A 19,191-nucleotide genomic window follows, 5' to 3' on the forward strand; every position below is an offset into this window, starting at 1 on the left:
TAGATACGTCGATGCCGACGAAGACGGTGGGTTGTTCGTCCATGACCCTACCTTGCAAATGCGGGCTCGGGCCCGAGCGGCTGTCCGGGTTCGGGACTGTGGCGGTGAGGGCCGCACCTTGCTCTGTCGCGGGCTTGCGAGCCCGAGGCAAACACGGGCTGACCCTCACCGTGTAGCCTCGCTGGCATCGCTCCAGCGGGCAACTCAAAGATACAAGGCGATCCGTCGGGCAATCCAAGCTCGTCAAGAGAGCGTGAGAGCCGCCGCCAAGCGCTACGGCATCAGCGCGACCACGGTGCAGAAGTGGCGCGGCCGGGAGACGTCAGCGGACGCGCGCATGGGACCGAAGGAAGCGCGCTCCACCGTCCTGAGCCCGGAGGAGGAAGCCATGGTCGTCGCCTTCCGGCGGCATACCCTTCTGCCGTTGGACGATTGCCTTTATGCGCTCCAGCCCACCCTTCCGCACCTGACCCGCTCGTCGCTGCATCGCTGCCTTCAGCGCCATGGCATCAGCCGGCTGCCCGACGTGGACGGCGACAAACCCAAGCGTTCGCGCTTCAAGGCCTACCCGATCGGCTACTTCCACATCGACATCGCTCAGGTCAGCACAGAAGAAGGCAAGTTGCACCTGTTTGTGGCCATCGACCGCACGAGCAAGTTTGCCTTCGTTCAACTGCACGACCGGGCCACTCAGCGGATCGCAGCGGACTTTCTTCGTGATCTGGTCGCCGCCGTGCCTTACACGATCCACACAGTGCTGACCGACAACGGCATCCAATTCACTGACAACAGGCCGGTGAACGAGGAGGCCGAAGCCGCAGCCGCCGCTTACTGGGCCGAGCGCGACGAGCCCCGCATCTACCGCTGGCACTCGTTCGACTGGGCCTGCGAGCAGACCAGGATCGAGCATCGCCTGACCAAGCCGCGCTGTCCGTGGACGAATGGCCAAGTCGAGCGGATGAACCGCACCATCAAGGACGCCACGGTCAAGCGCTACCATTACGTCAGCCACGACGAACTGCGCCACCACCTGCAGCTGTTCGTCGAAGCCTACAATTATGGCCGCCGTCTTAAGACCCTGCGCGGCCTCACCCCGTACGAATTCATCTGCCAAGCCTGGACGAAACAGCCCGAACGTTTCAGGCTCGATCCGTCACACCACATGCCGGGACCGAACATCTAGGAGGCTGAGGATCTCGTCATAGTCCGGCACGGTCCCGACCTTGAGTGTCCATATTCGGTGATGTCCGAACCAAGTTGCGCGTGGGAAGGGCGCACAGCATCGAGGCGCACGGCGGACGGCAATGCGTAGTTCCGCATACAGATCCACCGTGCCTCTCGATTCACTCACCCGACCACCGACTTCGACAAGAGTCCGCAGTGTCAGGAGGTCAATCAAGTGTCGCTTATGGTGAATCCGACCTTGATCGTCACTTGATAATGCTGGATCTTCCCGTCGTCGATTTGCCCACGCGTCTCTATGACCTCAAACCAGCGCAGATTGCGCAGGGTGGCGCTTGCACGACCTACCGCGGACTGTATCGCATCTTCGATCGAGATGGTTGAAGAGCCCACCAGCTCGGTCACTTTATAGACATGCTCAGACATAAATGCCTCCTCTAAGGAACCTTATAATTATGTGACAACATCGATGCGTGCTCAAGAATAAAACGACTAATCGCTTGTCTATTGTGCGACCTGTCGATCGAAGGCATGGCGCATTCCGTTGTCTCCTCGACGCGATATCCAATCCGGGCCATAGCGCGCATGCACCAGTCGTTGCCATTTCGGCAGGGCGAAGCGTACATGGCTCGCCAAGACGGACCGGCCGTAGCAGGTTGACGGTACTTGCGGCGTAGCAGGACGGCATGAAGATCACCCCGGCTGGAAGGTCACGGTCGAGGCGCAACTCCGCCTCGAAGGCGCCCGCGGCGCACCCCGAGGTTCATCGACATGCCAGGTTCCAGGCCAAGGTGGTCGAGCGATGGGAGCCGTGATGCCTAGGCGAGCGACGCCGGCTGTGCAGTCTTGTTGAAAGGCTTCAGCTTACCGCTCGAAAGGAAACGCACGGGATTCCGCGCGGAGAAGAATACCACTCCATCCGCTTCAACCTGCGATCCGTCGCATACGGATGTAAGTCGCCGTACTCGATCCGGACTCGTGTGAAGAATCCCCCAATACCTCCATGCACCCGACAGCAGGCCGTCTGGGATTTTCACGGATCCGGCAACAACGCAGTAAAAGTCTGCCGCGAATCTCGACTTAAAGACAACTGCAACGTCGCCAGACATCGGGGCCGCCTCCCTCTCACTGTCCGATAGGCTTGCGGAGCAGCCCGCGGCCGCTGCGCCCTGGCATGACACCTTCTGAGCCGAGGCTCTCCCGGGCCCGGCAAATCGGTCAGGTCCCAAGCTGTGCCCTCGCAATCTGAGGACGTCGGAGGCGTTGCGGGGTCATCGGGCAGCCATGCTCCTGCTGCCGCGCTAAAGGGAGAATCGCGTTCCCCTGCCCCGATCCCGCCGAGTGCCGTTGGCCCGGCTCGGAGGCGCCAGGATGGATGCTCGCGAAACCGCGAGCATCCGTGTCGACACGTTCCCGCTCAGGCGGGCACGCCAGCCGTCGCGACCGCGTCGGGCGATGAGGGGGCGGGACGGGCGGCAGCCTGGGACGAGGCTTCCGCGCGCACCCGCGTCTTCTTCGGGTCGAAGTGCGGAAACTCGACGATCTTCGCGGAGAGACGTTTCTGATGGCCGTCCAGCTTGCCGATCTCGACATCTCGTCCGATGGCCGCCGCCGAGACGTCGAGGCGCGCCAGCGCGATCGTCTTCCCAAGGATCGGCGACTTCGTCGCGCTGGTGACGACCCCCACCTGGGTGCGCCCGGCGTACACGCCATCGCCGTGGCCGACGTGCTCGTTTCCTTCGATGTCGAGGCCGACCAACCGGCGATGTGGATTGTCTCGCCTCCGTGAGACGGCTTCCGATCCGACGAAGGGATCCGGCTTGTCCTTCGGGACGGTGAAGCCGATGCCTGCTTCGAACGGGTCCGTGTGGTCGCAGAAGTCGTATCCGGCGAAGACGAGCCCGGCCTCGATCCGCAGCATATCGAGAGCTGCCAACCCCATGGGCGTGAGGCCGTGCGGTTCGCCCACCTCCATGATCGAGTCCCAGACGGACGTCGCTTGGGAAGGATGGCACCAAACCTCGAAGCCGAGTTCACCCGTGTAGCCGGTGCGGGAGATCAAGACCGGAACGCCGTTGATCCGTCCAACGGTGAAGCGGAACCATTTGAGTTCATCGACCGTCGGCTCCTGCGGCGGCGTGACGACGATTCCCGACAGGATCGTCCGGGATTTCGGGCCCTGTACGGCGACGTTGTGTAGCTGGTCCGTCGAGCTCTTCACCCACACCTTCAGCTTGTGCTCGGCCGCGAGCTTGCGAAGCCAGACGCCGGAGTATTCGTCTCCACAGATCCAGCGGAAGTTGTTCTGCCCGAGACGGAACACGGTCCCGTCGTCGATCATCCCGCCGTGTTCGTTGCACATCGCCGTGTAGACGATCTGGTTGATCGCCAACTTGCGAACGTTCCGGGTGACCGCGAGCTGCATGAGGTCCTCGGCGTCCGGGCCGATGACCTCGAATTTCCGCAGCGCCGACAGATCCATGATCGCCGCGCGTTCGCGGCAGGCCCAGTATTCCTCCAGGGGACCGGCGGCGTTGAAGCACGTCGGAACCCAAAAGCCGCGGTAGTCTTCCATCTTTCGCGTCAAGGCTGACGTGCGAGGGTGAAAACCTGATTCACGGGTCAGGCGAGGTTCGGCATCGGGAGTCATGCGGTGGCTCATCCCCTTGGGAAACGCGCTGGCGGCATCGTAGACCCGGACGTGGATGTCGGTCGGGAACCAGCCATTCGCGGGGTCGATGTCGTCCGCGCAGGACGACGTTGCGCAAACGAGATCCGTCAGCGCGCGGAGCAGCACGTAATCGCCTGGACGCGACCAGGGTTCGTCCATCGTGATCTGGTCGCCTGCTCCCGCGATGGTGTTGTAGAAAAAGTTGATGGCCGGCCAGCCCTTCTTCGCCTGAACGCCGTGAGGGGCTAGGACAGCGTTGAAATTATCCGTGCAGTTCGAGTGGCCGGGATACCCCATGTCCTCATAATATTTTGCGGAGCACGCCAGCATGAAGGTGTCGTGGCGGCCGACCGTGTCCTGCACGACTTCCACCAACGGGATCATCCTGGCATCGAAATATTTGGATAGCAGGCCCGGCTTCGGCGCCGTCGAGCCCATAAGCGTGTGGGTCGTCGTCGCGTCGAGCCCGTACTCCTTGCCCTCGGCGAGGGCGGCGGCGTCGAAGGCGAGGAAGTCGGCGCATTGACGTCCGTCGACGTCGATAATCTGGATATATTGGCCGGCCTTGACCGTGTATGACCTCGCGGTCGCGGCCTTGACCCGCAGATCGAGAAGCGGTGGGGCGAGCGGGGGCGGCGCACGCCCTTCGAGGGAGCCGGAGGGCCGGATCTCCACGAGCAGGTCGGTGGGCGGATCCTGGGCATCCGGGGCCATCGGCTTGCCCGCGACCACCAGCACGCAGATCGCATCCGCCGTCGCCGTGACCTCGAACGCGGCACCCGGTTCGGCTTCGGCGGCAAAGAGCTGGAGGGCTTGGAAGTTCGACGCGGCGATGCCTCGCGAATGGAGCATCGCAACGACGGCACGGCAGTCGGTTCCGCCCCGGGCGAGATGGTCGCTCAGGTTCGGCGCGCCCGCTTCAGGACGCGTGCGCACCTCATCCGGAACGGCGCCGGCCTGGACATAGAGGTAGCCTGGCTGCCGCCCTTCGGGATCGATGATCCGGAGCCTGTCGCCAGCCTCCAGTTCGAAGAAGCAGCAGCTATCGCCGCGGGCCGCGAACGAAAGCATCCTTGCCGCAGAGGAGGCAGGCACGGATTCCGCAGGCGGCATCCAGATCTGGTTCATAGGACTGACCCATGCAAACTTGCCGAAAATCGGGGCGCGCGGACGACGAAAAGGTCGGGCGGCGCCCAAAGAGCGGCGGGCGCCCCGGAGAGCCCCTTGGCTCCCGGAACGCCGCCGCGGACCTCTCTCGCCGTCTTACTCGGCGGCTTGCGGCAAGCCCATGAACGCTTCGAGAGAGTCGTCCATGGCCCTCATCCACGTGGTGTGATGGGGTGGGGAGAGCGTGCCGGTGATCGTAGACCGGTAGGAACGATCACGATAGGTCAGGATGCCTTCCATCTTGTGGTGCTCCCACTCCTTGAACAGCACCGCGACCTTGTCGACGTCGAGATGGGGGTAGTCCGTGGCTTGGAGCAACTCTCGCACGTACTCGGTCTGGAAGTCGATGGCTTCGAACGGATTGGTCAACGTATCCTGGTACGCCAGCCACTTCTTGATATCAGCCGCCTGATCTTCCCGGCTGGGAAGTTCGATGCGTCCTAAGATATAGTCCCGAGAATACCAGGCCTGCGCATCGAACATGTTGTAGGTATAGTACTGATCCTGCATGCCGAGATAGATCAGCTTCGGATTGTCTTGCCAGAAAATGCCCTTGTAGAGGCCTGCGGGATACAGGCAGTTATGCGTCTTCAGCCGCAGCTCATCGGGTAGGAAGGGGAAGCTGTGCTGGTAGCCGGTGCAGAGGATGATCGCGTCGACTTCCGCGGTCGATCCGTCCTTGAAGTGAGCGGTCCTACCTTCGAGCCTCTGAAGCAGCGGCTTCTCAATGAACCCTTCCGGCCACTCGAACCCCATCGGCTTGGTGCGATAGCTGAAGGTGATCGATTTGGCTCCGTACTTGATGCACTGCGTCCCGATGTCCTCGGCCGAGTAGCTCGAGCCGATCATGAGGAGCCTCTTGCCGGCGAACTCGTCAGCGACCCGGAAGTCGTGCGCATGCATCACGCGCCCGGGGAAGCGCTCCATGCCTTCGAAGTAGGGCACGCTGGGCACGGAGAAATGCCCGTTGGCAACGACGACGTGATCGAATTCCTCGACCTGATGCTCGTCCTTGATCAAATCCTTCGCCGTCACGGTGAACTTACCGGTTTCCTCGGAGTAGCTCACCCAACGCACCGGCGTGCAGAAGCGGATGTACTTGCGCACGTCGCTCTTCTCGACGCGGCCGGCGATGTAGTCGTGCAGCACGGCCCGAGGCGGATAAGACGGAATCGGCCGACCGAAATGTTCCTCGAACGAGTAGTCCGCGAACTCGAGGCACTCCTTGGGACCGTTGGACCAAAGGTACCGGTACATGCTTCCGTGTACCGGCTCACCGTTCTCATCGAGCCCGGTACGCCAGGTATAGTTCCATAGCCCGCCCCAGTTCGATTGCTTCTCGAAGCAGACGAGTTCCGGGATTTCGACCCCGGCCTTCCGTGCCGTCTCGAAGGCACGCAATTGCGCGAGGCCGCTCGGACCGGCACCGATGATGGCAACTCTCTTCGTCATGAACCGCTCCTCGCTTCTGTTTCCTGGAGCCCGGCATCCCCAAACGTCGCATGCCGGGTTGGGAAGGCTGATCCGCGCAGGACTTCAGGGGCCGCCCTTCCGGTCGGGTCGCCTGCGCGGGGAGTGATCTCGGCCGGTGATTCCAAATCTACCCATGGCGTGCTCCCCTATCGCTGTCCGGATTATGGTTGGCACCGGTCCGCGCCAACGGCCAAATGTTCGAGGGTGGACTGTCGTCCAGCCGGCCCCCAAGATCCTGAAGTTGCCTGGCGTAACCTCGCAATAGGTCTCTCCCCGTTGCCTCGGCACGGGTGGATATTTCTTCCAAGGAAATTTTTTATTTGAGTAAGGTGCAGGCGCAATGGTGACTGTTGGCACCATTCCGCCGATCGACCGACCAGCCAAGGGTTAGCGGTGCGGTGAGCACGCGGTTGCCGAGGAAGCTTCGGATCAAGGTGGCTCGGTCGACGACGTCTTACGCGATCGGGGCGCGGGATCCCGACCTGACGTGCGGACCGCAACCGCCCAAGGCGGGCAAGTCCCAGTCGGCGAGATCGGCCGGGCCGCCCCCTCCGACGGCTGCGCCGTCGGCCCGCGCGAGCCTATCGCATTACCCGGCCGGCGGATGGCGCGCTCACGTTTCACCCGTCCCCGGCGCTTGCCGCCCAGGCTCCGAACTGCAACTGGGCAGGTGGCGAGGGTCAAGCGGCCATGATGGCGGCCGCAACGGCCTATCGGCGGGGCAGTGCTGCCCAAAAAATGAATTTTGTTGCCCATTTTTCGTGCGTGACGGCTCTGTTAAGCTCGTATGCGAACAATGGTGCTTGACATGTCCTAGCCTGTCGGGAAAGGATTGTTCTCAGCGAGAATTCATGGCCGATTATCGGGTTACGCCCCTGGGGCGTTTCGCCGGGCACTTCGTTTCCGTCACGTGACAGGAGCCGGTGATCAAAGTCGAAGTCTGCTCATCGGATCGACCCAGGGGGCGGGCCCTTGCCGAACCCTTACGGGTCGCTGCCGGGGATCGGTACCGATATGCCGTGTCGCAGGATGTTCGGGTTGGTTCCTGACCCTCGGGCGAAGGTTCATCAAAGCAAGGCGCCCCTGATCGGGATCATGAAACGGCGCCGTGAACGGGAGGGATATCCCGCGCCTGGTGCGCGGCTGCGAGCAACGGGGTGCACGCCTTCCGTCGTCTTGGGTCGGAATGCCATGACTCTGTGGCCGATCCGCAAAGCAATGACAGCCGAAAAGCTTTGTTCGGCCCAGGACTGAAGGCGCCGCTTCAAGAATCAGGATCAATTTCTTCGCCGGGCGCGGGCATGTTCGCCGAGCCTTGTCCCTGATGCGCGCGCAGAATGGTCGAACCCGATCGGAGTCGGTCAGCCGAAAGCGGCCATCAACAGAGACTCACCGAATACAGGAAAGGAAACGGTCGATGGGGTCCGGAGCAGCGCCAACGAGCAAGTCCCTACCGAGCTACGGTGGAGTGGCAAACCCCATAGGTGCGGAGGGCGAACTCCAACGCACGATCAGCTGGACCGGTGCCTTCTGGGTGGCGAGCGGCGTCCCTGCGCTCGTCCTGTTCTCCGTTGGAGGCATCGCCGGCAACACCGGCAAGCTGGCGTTCCTGATCTGGACCCTTTCCATGGTCATGGGCTTCGTCCAATCCTTCACCTACGCCGAGATCGCAGGCCTTTTCCCGAACAAGTCGGGCGGCGCGTCCGTGTATGGCGCCGCGGCGTGGGTGCGGTACTCCAAGCTGATCGCCCCCCTGTCCGTCTGGTGCAACTGGTTCGCGTGGACGCCCGTCCTGTCGCTCGGCTGCTCGATCGCCGCCTCCTACATACTGAATGCGCTCTTCCCGCCCGTGGATGCCGCCTCCCCCGCGGTGGCCCAGTGGCTCGCTCTGCACGGAGCCGAGCTGCAGATGTCGGACGCGGACAAGACCGCCGCCGCAATCGCCGCGTTGTCGACCGGTATCCGTACTTGGACCCTGTTCCAGACCACCCTCGGGCCGGTCTCGCTGTCGCTCAATGCCGCCTTCTTCATCGGGGCGGCGCTGATGTTGGCCGTCTTCGCGGTTCAGCATCGCGGCATTCTCGGGACAGCAAACTTCCAGAAGTACGTCGGCCTCCTGGTGATCATCCCGATGTTCATCGTCGGGGTCGTCCCGCTCCTCATCCACGGCATCAACTGGCAGAACTTCTCGCCGCTCGTCCCGTTGGCCGCGCCGAACGCCGCGGCGCCCGGCGAGTGGAACGTCGCTGGCTGGACGCTCGTCCTCGGCGGCATGTTTATCGCCGCTTGGTCGACCTACGGCTTCGAGACGGCCATCTGCTACACCCGGGAGTTCCGTGATCCGGCCCGAGATACGTTCAAGGCGATCTTCTACTCGGGCCTGCTCTGTCTGGTGCTCTTCACGTTGGTGCCCTTCACCTTCCAGAGCATGCTTGGGGTGGAAGGCATGATCGCTCCCTCCATCGCCGACGGTTCGGGTGTCGCGGCGGCGCTCGCCCGCATGGTCGGCGGGGGACCGATCGTAGAGAGCGCGCTGGTCATGCTCATGATCCTCGCGCTCATCCTGTCGATCATGACGGCGATGGCGGGCTCTTCCCGGACGCTTTACCAAGGCTCCGTCGATGGCTGGCTCCCCCGTTTCCTGAGCCACGTCAACGAGCACGGCGCACCGACCCGGGCGATGTGGACCGACCTTCTGTTCAACCTGGCGATCCTGGCCATCGCGTGCGCCGACGCGACGAGCTTCTTCTTCATCCTCGCCGTGTCGAACTGTGGCTACATCATCTTCAACTTCCTGAACCTGAACTCCGTGTGGATCCATCGGATCGACTCGGCGCACGTCCCCCGTCCGTACCGGGCCCCTACGCTCGTGCTCGTGATCGGCGGAGTCTTGTCCTTCGTGAACGTGATCTTCATGGGGGCCGGCGCCAAGGTGTGGAACCCTGTAGCGTTGTGGGCGGGGCTCGCCACGGCCGCCTTCATCATCCCGGTGTTCTGCTACCGGCACTATGTCCAGGACGGCGGCAGGTTCCCCGCCGAGATGTTCGAGGATCTTCACGTGGGAACCGAGGGGGCGATGGCCCGCAGGAAGGCGGGCGCCCTCCCCTACCTCACGCTCGTCGCGGGCGTCGCGGTTCTCCTGCTCGCCAACTGGTTCTTCCAGCTTTGACGGATCTCGGCTCCCGCCCGGGCGCCCAGCGCGGGAGCGGGAGCCGTAGGTAGGCGACGCCGATGACATTACGGCGGCGCATCGGCAAGGGCGCTCGATCCGCGCCCGACCCGCGAACACACGAGCGAGAAAGGGACACTGATCGTGAGCTACAAAGATCTTCCGCGCCAATCCGTTCTGAACGACCGCCACCTGGCGCTGGGCTCCAAGCTGGACGCGGAGTGGAATGGGATGCCCATCCCGCAGAGCTACAACACCGACCGTTATGAGGAAACGACGGTCGTCAGGTCCCGCGCGGGCTTGTTCGACGTGTCCGGTCTCCAAATGGTCAACGTCGAAGGACCGGACGCCGAGAGCGTGTTGAACGCGATGCTGACCAGCGACGTCAGCAAGCTCAAGCCCGGTCAGTCGGCGATCAGCAACATCGTCGACGAGAACGGATCGCTCATCGACGACGTGCTGGTCTATCGCGACGGACCTCAGAAGTTTCGCGTTTCCCATGGCGGCGGCAGTCTCGAGGAAGTCCTCCCCGAATTCACGGAGGGGCGAAACGTCGAAGCCGCCAAAGACAATGACGTGCACATCCTCTCGCTGCAGGGTCCGCTCGCCCTCGATATCCTCAAGCCGCATACGTCCTTCGATCTGACCAGAATGAAGTATTTCGAGCACGCGCGCACGACCCTCTTCGGCAAGGATGTCTCCATCGGCCGGGGTGGCTACTCGGCGGAGCGCGGCTACGAGGTCTTCTGCTCCTCTCAGGATGCGGTCGCGCTGTGGGACGCGATCATGGAGGCCGGCAAGCCGTTCGGGATCATCGCGGCCTCCTGGGATTGCCTCGACATCGTCCGCGTGGAGGGAGGTCTCCTGTTCTTCCCGTTCGACATGCCCAAGCCGGACACGACCCCGTGGGAGGTCGGCGCCGATTGGACCGTCGACCTCAGCAAGCCCGACTTCTGCGGCAAGGCTGCGCTCCAGGCCAAGAAGGGCAAGGAACGCTTCAGCCAGGTCGGACTGGAGATCCTCCACGACGATGCCGTCGTACCCGGCAGCAAGATCTTCAAGGACGGGCGCGAGGTCGGCACGGTCAACAGCACGACCTTCAGCCGTCACCTCATGAAGTCCCTCGGCCTCGCGCACCTGCCGCGCGAACTCGCCGCGCTCGGTACCGAGGTCGAGATTCAGCATGACGGCGGCAAACTCACCGCCAATGTCGTTCGAACCCCGTTCTACGACCCCATGCGCCTGCGGACCCACCCGCCGGACGAGCGTTCCGCCTGATCAGGCGCAGGGAGCGAACCTTGGTGCGGACCGGGCGTGCGCGTCGCCCCGGTCCGCGGCCGCAGTGAGGGCGTCGGCCCGGTTTCCCGGCCTTTCCCGCCTTCTCAAGGCGCGGGGAAGAACTGCACGAATTTCTTCACGAGGTAGCGCTCGGAGCTGACGTCGGCCTTCCGGTAGATCCGCAGCTTGCAGTTTTTGATCGTTCCTTTGCTGATCTTCAGCTTCTGTGCGATCTGGCCGGTATTTTCGCCTTGCATGATCAAGCTCAGGATGCCCCGTTCGCGCGGTGTCAGCGCCTGCAGAACAGCAGCCGCGGCCTCGTAGTCGACGGGCGCTGCGGGCGAGGCGGCCTTCGGTTCAAGCGTGAAGATCCGTCCTCCCGGCGCGAGCGGGAAATCGCGATCGAATGTTTCCGTTCGAAGGAGGTAGTCTCTGGTGCAGAGGGTCTGGACGCTCGCGTCCGGCTCGATCGTCTCTAGCATCGGGTTGATCGACGTGTCGGCAGAGACCGCCGATCTCCAGGAGTCGTTCGCGTAGACCTCGACGCCGTGGCGGTCCCGGATCGAGGTCGGCCGCCGGATGAGGTCGTCCGCCTTCGAGGCGTCCGTGCGCCTGAGGTTGTTGAAAAGGTGCCCCAGGTGACTCTTGTGGAAGCCTTCGAGAGCCGGGAAGATGAGGTTCGCGCGCCGGATGTCGGCTGGCGTGAAGCCACCTTTTTCGCGCTCGAGGAAGATTCCGAAGCAGCAGTGTCCGACCGTGGAGAAGAACATTCCAATCTCATCGGAGATTTTTGCCGCCGCGGTGAATATTTTAGTGTAAAGTACCGACTCTGGTCCGGAATTCGTCAATTCTGTTAATGTGAGGACTCCGGGGCGGCCGTGTTCTTTCCAATACATTGAAAACGGATCTATATGGAGGCACTTTTTATTATAAAATTGCACGATTTCATCGGGAACGTTGGATGTGTAGAGCACGTCCGGTGGGGCAACGCGCGAGTATCGGATAATCCAAGCTGAGTCGCTTCGGATACACCGTCCGAACAGGCTCAGGAGATTGCGATGAAAGCCGTCCGTGCCGATCGAAGCAGCCAATTTGCCCAGCTCCTGGAACCACTCCGTGTCGCTCAATTGCAGCGGCTTCTTCCCTACTTCGACTTCACTCATCCTAGGTGTACCTGGCCGGTGGCGTCTATTTTTTGTGAAGATGGTACTGCCGAATTGGGCCGAGTCTCAAGGCCCATCCCGTCGAAGGCTTGCAAGTTCGTTGCCGTAGTCGGAATGGAGCAGGGTCGCCGGGGTCGGGAGCCCCAACCGCCCGAGGCGGCCTCGAAGGGGCGCTTTTCGTGGGCCGTCGTCTATCCTGCGATCGCGCGGTTGGAGGCGGCGGCTCGTGCGGGTCGACGGTGCGGCCGACCGCCCACAAGACCAGGCTGATCCACGACCGGTTGCCCAAGCGCCCGCGCCGGTACGCGCCTTCACACGCCGCCGCCCCCGCCCCAAACTCGTTCGAAAGGTGCTGCGCGCCGTTGGCGCGGCTCCGCTCCAGCGCGGTGCGTTCAAGGCCACGGATGAGCAGGAAGCGGCCATCCACGCCTGCCTCGATCGTACCGTCGCCGATCCGAAATGGTTTTCCGGTCCGGCTCCTCCAGCGACATCCCCGCCGGCGTCAGGCACTTCTGCCAACGAACTCCGGAATCAGGCCGCTAGTGTCCGTGGAACATCCGCGAGAAGCGTGTCGCGGAGCCCCGGACCAATGTCGGGGCGATCGGCAGCTCGCTTCGCTTGCAGGGTTGAAAGCCGTAGTAGGACGACAGCAGGTCGTCGTCGGGAACGCCGACCCAAAGTCTCACGCCGGGCCAGTCCGCTTTGACGCTCACCAGGAGCATCTGATCGTTAGGATCGAAGGCTTCGGCCTGATCCGTGAACAACCGCTCGAACGATGCGACCTCTTCTTCCGTAATCAGCCGCGTTGCCCAAATCATGTGCAAATGCCCCCAGCGAGCGCATTAAAGGCATGGCAGCTTCCGCTACAAGCGCGGAAACGAGCGCCCCATCCTCGCGAACCGTGGATGATCCCTCGACAGGGCCAGAGCTCGATAGCGCGCTTGTTTCCCGACTTTCGTCCCGCGTCCTCGGTTGTCATGACTCGGCGGGGGCACACCTCTCGGACGGCCTGCACCATCCACGACACGGAGGCTCACGGCAGACGAAGACTGGAAGGGGCCTTGAATTTTTGATGGGCACGATAGTTTCTTGCTGTGACCGTCGCTCGTGGTGCGGATGAGCTCGCGGTCATCATTTCTCCCCGACCTAAGCTTCGCCGGTTCCGTCCGGCGAAGCTTTTTTGTTTCGGATCCCCATCCCAAGCTCCGGCCTGACCTGCCGTGACGGGATAGGCCGAGCGAGAAGAGCGGCCTGTACCGGGGGCGGTAATGAGGCGGCATCCGATGGCGGGCGTGGGACGATCGTGCCCAAGCCGTGCCGGATCGAGGTAAAGAAAATGCGAGGCCAGCGGTTGGCGCTCGCCTCGCCGGGAACGCGGAGATCTGCAAGGGAAGCGACGCGACGTGGGGCGACGAGGCTTCTGATCCCTCGCCCAACGGCGTGCACCGGCGTCTCGACAACACTCCCGAACATGACGGCCATGCGGGACGATAGAAAAAGACTTGTAAGATACCGCACGGTCGGTATCTTGATGCGCCCAAGAGGATTGATGATGCCTAGCTACCTAGCGACCTATGCCGCTCTCGGCGTCGCCATCGTCTGCGAGATCGCCGGCACGACCTTTCTCCAGGAGTCCGAGCAGTTCACGCGGATCGCGCCGGCGCTGGCCACGACCGCGTGCTACGCCGCGGCCTTCTACTTCCTTTCGCTCGTCCTCAAGGCCATGCCTTTGGGCGTCGCATACGCGATCTGGAGCGGCGTCGGGGTCGTCCTCACCGCCGTCATCGGCACTATCCTCTTCAAGCAGTCCCTTGACCTGCCGGCCTTGGTCGGCATCGGCATGATCGTCGGCGGCGTCGTGGTCATGCAGGCCTTCTCGGTTACGACAGGGCACTGACCATGACGACCGCTTACAATCGCAAGAAGCAGCCGGAACTTGTCAGGCGCACCCTCCTTGATTGTGCCGCGAAGCTTGCCCTCGAGCAGGGTCTCGCTGCGGTCACGGTTCAGGCCGTGGCCGAGGCGGCAGGCGTCACCAAAGGCGGCCTGTTCCACCATTTCCCGAGCAAGCAGTCCCTGGTCGAAGGCGTGTTCGTCGACCTGCTGGCCCAGGTCGACAAGGACATCGACGCGGCAATGGCCGCCGACCCAGAACCCAGGGGCGCGTTCACGCGAGCCTATGTCGGATCGACCTTCTCCGACCCGATGCTGCCACAGGGCAACCAATGGACGGCCCTGCACATCTCGGTGCTCGCGGAGCCCGGTCTCCGGCGGCTCTGGGCCGAGTGGTTCGCCGAGCGCCTCTCGCGGCACCGCGACACGGACGACGGACCGACCCTTGAGCTTGTGCGCCTTGCTGCCGATGGCGCTTGGCTCGCCTTCCTATTTCGCGACGAGGGTGGCCCGGTGCCGGAGATTCCGGCCCTGCGCGACCGCTTGCTCGGCATGACCCGCACAGGCCCGGACGCCTGTCGCACATAGCCCGCCCTTCATCCTCACCGAACCGGAAGACCCATCGATCCATGAGACGGTGTGAACACCGAGGCTTGGCCGTCATGCCGCTCCTGCTGAGCGTTGCACTGGCCGCCTGCAAGCCGACGAACGAGGCCGACGCGGTCCCGGGGGCACCACCTTCCGAGGTATCGACCGTGACGGTCGAGCCGGCCACGGTGCCGCGCAGGCTCGACCTGCCGGGGCGCCTCGTCTCGACGCGCGTGGCCGAGGTCCGGGCTCAGGTGGCCGGCATCATCCAGGAGCGCACCTTCGAGGAAGGTAGTCTGGTCAGGAGGGGCGATGTCCTCTTCCGCATCGATCCCGCCGTCTATCGGGCCGAGGTCGATGCCCGGACCGCGGCCCTCGCGCGGGCCGAGGCGACACGGGTGCAGGCCCTGAAGCAGTCGGAGCGCACCGAGACGCTGCTGGAACGGCAGGCGGCCAGCACCGCCCAGCACGACATCGCCGTCGCCACCTTGCGGCAGGCGGAGGCCGATGTCGCGAGTGCGAAGGCGCAGCTTGCCCGAGCGAGAATCGATCTCGACTACGCCACCGTGCGCGCGCCCATCGACGGCCGCATCGGCCGCGCCCTCGTCACGGAGGGCGCGCTCGTCAGCCAGAGCGAGGCGACCCGGCTCGCGCTGATCCAGCAGGTCGATCCGATCTTCGCCGATTTCAACGCGGCCGCCTCGGATCCGAGCCTGCTGGCCGACCGCGCCGCCGGACGGGAGAGCGCGGAGGTGCGGCTGGTCCTGCCCGACGGCTCGCTCCACGCCGATGCCGGGCGGCTCCTGTTCACCGATGTCAGCGTCGATCCCGGCACCGGGCAGGTCAGCCTACGCGCCACCTTCCCGAACCCGCGGGTCGCCTTGCTGCCCGGCACCTATGTCCGCGTGCGGGTCGCGCGCGGGGCGCTGCCCGGCGCGGTGATCGTCCCGGCGCAGGCCATCCAGCGCTCGAGCGCGGGCGTGGCCCAGGCCTTCGTGGTCGGCACGGACAGGACCGTCGCCCTGCGGCCCCTGCGCGCCGGGGCGCTGACGGATGCGGGTTGGATCGTCGAGGAGGGACTCAAGGCCGGCGAGACAGTCGTGGTCGAGGGCTTCCAGAAGATCCAGCCCGGCATGGCCGTGAATCCGGTGCCGTGGACGGGGGCCCGAACCGACACCGCGTCCAAGCAGCCCTGACCCGCCGCACTAGGACGAGGCCCGCCATGACCCGCTTCTTCATCGAGCGCCCGATCTTCGCCTGGGCGATCTCCATCTTTATCATGCTGGTGGGCGCGATCTCGATCGCCTTCCTGCCGGTCTCGCAATACCCGGACGTGGCTCCCGTCACGATCCAGGTCACGGCCACCTACCCGGGTGCCCCGCCCGAGCGGCTCTACGATGGCGTCACCCGCATCATCGAGGAGGAGCTCAACGGCATCCCGGGGCTGATGTACTTCGAGTCCACCAGCGACACCTCGGGGCAGGCCCAGATCATGGCCTCTTTCGCGCCGGGCTCCGATCCGTCGAAGGCCACCGTCGCGGTGCAGAACCGGATCAAGCGCATCGAGGCGCGTCTGCCGCGCGCCGTGACGCAGCAGGGCGTCATCGTCGAGGAGGCGAGCACCAGCTTCCTCCAGTTCGTCGTCGTCTCCTCCCGCGACGGCTCCCTGAGCGAGAGCGATCTCGGCGACCTCGCCGCGCGCCGCCTGCTCGGCGAGCTGCGGCGCGTGCCGGGCGTCGGGCGCGCCACCCTGTTCTCGTCGGAGAAGGCGCTGCGCATCTGGATCGACCCGATGAAGCTCGTCGGCTTCAACCTGACGCCCGGCGACGTGACGGCGGCGGTGGGTGCGCAGAACGCGCAGGTCGCCTCCGGCCTCGTCGGCGCGCAGCCGGCCCGGGAGGGGCAACGCATCGCCGCCAGCGTGCTGGTGAAGGGGCAGCTGACCACGGTCGCCGAGTTCGAGGAAATCGTGCTGCGCGCCAACCCCGACGGTTCGCTGGTGCGCCTGCGCGACGTGGCCGAGGTCGAACTCGGCGGCCAGTCCTACACGATGCAGACCCGCCTCGACGGCCGCCCGGCCGCCGGCATCGGCATCCAGCTCGCGCCCGGCGGCAATGCGCTCGCCGCCGCCACCGGGGTGAAGGCCAAGATCGCCCAGCTCTCGAAGACGCTGCCCGCCAATGTCAGCGTCACGGTGCCCTACGACACCACGCCCTTCGTCGAAGTGTCGATCAAGAAGGTGCTGATGACGCTCGCCGAGGCGATGGCGCTGGTCTTCGCAGTGATGTTCCTGTTCCTGCAGAACATCCGCTACACCATCATCCCCACCATCGTGGTGCCGGTGGCGCTGCTCGGCACCTGCGGCGCCCTGTTGGTGGCGGGCTTCTCCATCAACGTGCTGACGATGTTCGGCATGGTGCTGGCCATCGGCATCCTCGTCGACGACGCCATCGTCGTCGTCGAGAACGTCGAGCGCATCATGGCCGAGGAAGGCCTCTCGCCCAGAGAGGCGACCCGCAAGGCGATGGGTCAGATCACGGGCGCCATCATCGGCATCACCTCGGTGCTGGTGGCCGTGTTCGTGCCGCTCGCTTTCTTCCCCGGCTCGGTCGGCGTGATCTACCGCCAGTTCGCCGTCAGCATGGCGACCTCGATCGCCTTCTCGGCCTTCCTGGCGCTCTCGCTCACGCCGGCGCTCTGCGCCACGCTGCTCAAGCCCGTCGAGGCCGGGCACGGCCATGCCAAGGGCGGCTTCTTCGGCTGGTTCAACCGCCGCTTCCAGGCCGGCACGCTGGCCTACCGGTCCGGCGTCGCCGGGATGCTGCGCCGTCCCGTGCGGTCGCTCCTCGTCTACGCCGCGCTCGTGGCGGCGCTGGGTTGGGGCTATCTGCGCATGCCCTCGAGCTTCCTCCCCATCGAGGACCAGGGCTACGTCATCGTCGATGCGCAGACCCCGCCGGAATCGGCGACGGGTCGCACCCTCGACGTGGCGAAGCGGATCGAGGGGCATTTCGGTGCCGAGCCGGCCGTGGCGGCCCGCGTCACGCTGCTGGGCTATGGCTTCTCTGGCCAGGGGCAGAACGCGGCCATCACCTTCGTGACCCTGAAGGACTGGAAGGAGCGGGGCGCCGGTGACGGTGCCGACGACCTCAGCGCCCGGGCCAACGCGGTGCTCGGCGGCTTGCCCGACGCCATCGCCATGTCGCTGTCGCCGCCGGCCATCGAGGCGCTCGGCAATTCGAGCGGCTTCGCCTTCCGCCTGCAGGACAAGGCGCAGCAGGGCTACGCGGCGCTGGCCGCTGCCCGCGACCAGTTGCTGAAGGCCGCGAACCAGAGCCCGGTCCTACAGGGCGTCTACGTCGAGGGCCTGCCGACCGCGCCGCAGATCGAGCTGACCCTCGACCGGCAGAAGGCGAACGCGCTCGGCGTCACCTTCGCCGACATCAACGACGCGCTCTCGACGAGCTTGGGCTCGGCCTACGTCAACGACTTCCCGAACCAAGCGCGCATGCAGCGGGTGATCGTGCAGGCCGAGGCCGGGCGTCGGATGAAGGCCGAGGATCTGCTCGACCTGCACGTGCGCAACGCGTCGGGCCAGATGGTGCCGCTGCAATCCTTCGCCCGGGTCGAGTGGACCATGGGTCCGTCGCAGGTCGTCGGCTTCAACGGCTACCCGAGCATCAAGATCTCCGGCAGCGCCGCGCCGAGCTACGCCAGCGGCGACGCCATGGCCGAGATGGAGCGCCTTGCCGGCCAATTGCCCGTAGGCTTCGACTATGCCTGGACCGGGCAGTCGCTGCAGGAGAAGCTCTCCGGCTCCCAAGCGGTTTACCTGCTGGCGCTGGCGCTGTTCTGCGTGTTCCTATGCCTCGCCGCGCTCTACGAGAGCTGGTCGATCCCGCTCGCCGTGCTGCTCGTGGTGCCGACGGGCGTCGTCGGTGCGGTCTTCGCCATGCTGCTGCGCGACATGCCGAACGACGTCTACTTCAAGGTCGGCTTGATCACGGTGATCGGCCTCACGGCGAAGAACGCCATCCTCATCATCGAGGTGGCCAAGGAGCTCGTGGCGCAGGGCCGCTCCGTGCCGGAGGCGGCGCTGGAGGCCTGCGAGCTGCGCTTCCGGCCGATCGTCATGACCTCCTTCGCCTTCATTCTCGGCGTGGTACCACTCGCCATCGCCACGGGCGCCAGCATGAACAGCCAGCGGGCCATCGGCACCGGCGTGCTCGGCGGCATGATCACGGCCACGGTGCTGGCCGTGTTCGTCACGCCGCTCTTCTACGTGCTGATCGCACGGACCTTCCGGAGGCGCCGCGCCGTGTGCGAGCCCGCCGAAGGGTTGGCTGTGCCGGATCCTGAAACTCGGACGCCCTGCCCCGTCCGATGAAAAGCCGCCGGGCCGCCGTTGTCGGCACGGTCGCCGCAGCGGGACGTCCCGGCGTCGCTCGTGAGCCGCTCGTCGGCTTGGCGCCGGGCTTGCCTTCCGCCGAAGAGAGCATCGACGGGCTACCTCGGCGGCGGCGGCAGCGACGGTGCAAGCGCGGGCTTGGACAGATGCACGGTTCCTCATCGGCAGCGTGAGCCCGTCGCCGAAGTCCGCGGATGGC

The 19,191-nt window shown here is 64.8% G+C and carries 12 protein-coding genes; 7 read left to right on the plus strand and 5 right to left on the minus strand.

Annotated elements, in window-relative coordinates; genetic code table 11:
• The first annotated feature begins 181 nt into the window (after positions 1-181).
• Entirely contained in the window at positions 182-1,183 is a 1,002-nt protein-coding gene (locus tag MFF24_RS25225) for an IS481 family transposase (protein ID WP_425543211.1), read from the plus strand.
• A gap of 212 nt (positions 1,184-1,395) precedes the next feature.
• Here the strand turns inward: MFF24_RS25225 and MFF24_RS25230 are convergent, their stop codons facing one another.
• The 3 genes from MFF24_RS25230 to MFF24_RS25240 form a co-directional block, all read right to left on the minus strand.
• A complete protein-coding gene (locus tag MFF24_RS25230) occupies positions 1,396-1,608 on the minus strand; it encodes a dodecin (RefSeq protein ID WP_238228743.1) in 213 nt (70 codons plus the stop codon).
• 991 nt (positions 1,609-2,599) lie between these two features.
• Positions 2,600-4,981 carry a trimethylamine N-oxide demethylase gene (locus MFF24_RS25235; RefSeq protein ID WP_238228744.1) on the minus strand — a complete coding sequence of 794 codons (2,382 nt, stop codon included), beginning with the start codon at positions 4,979-4,981 and terminating at the stop codon, positions 2,600-2,602.
• 135 nt (positions 4,982-5,116) lie between these two features.
• Positions 5,117-6,472 (minus strand): trimethylamine monooxygenase, encoded by a 1,356-nt coding sequence (locus MFF24_RS25240; protein ID WP_238228745.1) that lies wholly within the window; start codon positions 6,470-6,472, stop codon positions 5,117-5,119.
• 1,345 nt (positions 6,473-7,817) lie between these two features.
• On the opposite strand from MFF24_RS25240, the gene MFF24_RS25245 reads away from it, so the two are divergent.
• A complete protein-coding gene (locus tag MFF24_RS25245; RefSeq protein WP_238228746.1) occupies positions 7,818-9,662 on the plus strand; it encodes a trimethylamine N-oxide permease in 1,845 nt (614 codons plus the stop codon).
• A gap of 144 nt (positions 9,663-9,806) precedes the next feature.
• Positions 9,807-10,940, plus strand: coding sequence for an aminomethyl transferase family protein (locus MFF24_RS25250; RefSeq protein WP_238228747.1), 1,134 nt, complete (start codon positions 9,807-9,809; stop codon positions 10,938-10,940).
• Positions 10,941-11,044: 104 nt separating this feature from the next.
• On the opposite strand, the gene MFF24_RS25255 is transcribed toward MFF24_RS25250, so the two are convergent.
• Entirely contained in the window at positions 11,045-12,103 is a 1,059-nt protein-coding gene (locus tag MFF24_RS25255) for a helix-turn-helix transcriptional regulator (RefSeq protein WP_238228748.1), read from the minus strand.
• A gap of 539 nt (positions 12,104-12,642) precedes the next feature.
• Positions 12,643-12,921, minus strand: coding sequence for a hypothetical protein (locus tag MFF24_RS25260; protein WP_238228749.1), 279 nt, complete (start codon positions 12,919-12,921; stop codon positions 12,643-12,645).
• Positions 12,922-13,655: 734 nt separating this feature from the next.
• On the opposite strand from MFF24_RS25260, the gene MFF24_RS25265 reads away from it, so the two are divergent.
• The 4 genes from MFF24_RS25265 to MFF24_RS25280 are packed head-to-tail and all read left to right on the plus strand — an operon-like array spanning position 13,656 to position 18,971.
• A complete protein-coding gene (locus tag MFF24_RS25265) occupies positions 13,656-14,000 on the plus strand; it encodes a DMT family transporter (protein ID WP_238228750.1) in 345 nt (114 codons plus the stop codon).
• A gap of 2 nt (positions 14,001-14,002) precedes the next feature.
• Entirely contained in the window at positions 14,003-14,584 is a 582-nt protein-coding gene (locus MFF24_RS25270; protein ID WP_108943197.1) for a TetR/AcrR family transcriptional regulator, read from the plus strand.
• A gap of 41 nt (positions 14,585-14,625) precedes the next feature.
• Positions 14,626-15,780, plus strand: a complete 1,155-nt coding sequence (locus MFF24_RS25275) for an efflux RND transporter periplasmic adaptor subunit (protein WP_238228751.1) — start codon at positions 14,626-14,628, stop codon at positions 15,778-15,780.
• 26 nt (positions 15,781-15,806) lie between these two features.
• Positions 15,807-18,971, plus strand: a complete 3,165-nt coding sequence (locus tag MFF24_RS25280; RefSeq protein WP_238228752.1) for a multidrug efflux RND transporter permease subunit — start codon at positions 15,807-15,809, stop codon at positions 18,969-18,971.
• Positions 18,972-19,191 lie beyond the last annotated feature (220 nt).

Source organism: Methylorubrum aminovorans (assembly GCF_022179725.1).
GTDB lineage: Bacteria > Pseudomonadota > Alphaproteobacteria > Rhizobiales > Beijerinckiaceae > Methylobacterium > Methylobacterium aminovorans.